This window comes from Prochlorococcus marinus (assembly GCF_001180245.1).
GTDB classification, from domain to species: Bacteria; Cyanobacteriota; Cyanobacteriia; order PCC-6307; family Cyanobiaceae; genus Prochlorococcus_A; species Prochlorococcus_A marinus_F.
On sequence record NZ_CVSV01000048.1, the window covers coordinates 1 to 305 of the forward strand.

Here is a 305-nt window from a genome sequence, read left to right on the forward strand (position 1 = left end):
CATGAGCTTGTTCAGCTGCAATTTTAATGCCTTCTTGTAATGGCTCTTTAGCATCTTTAAGACGATTTAAGATATTTTCAGGGATGTTGGCACCTGGAACGTATTTGTTTATAAAGAGAGCGTTTTTGTAAGACTTTAATAGGAATACACCTGCAATTACAGGAATTTCAAGAGGCTTGCTAATTTTTTCACAAAAATCTATCAAATTTTCTTTTTCCATAACCATTTGAGTTTGTATGAATCCAGCTCCAGCCTCTTTTTTCCTTCTCATTCTATTTTCTAGACTTCTTTTATTTCTACAATTT

General features: G+C 32.8%; 1 protein-coding gene. It reads right to left on the reverse strand.

The genetic code is table 11. The features are described from left to right. Window positions 1-305 (reverse strand): methylenetetrahydrofolate reductase (locus tag AMO19_RS01915; protein WP_179850475.1); only part of this gene is annotated, 305 nt, incomplete at both ends.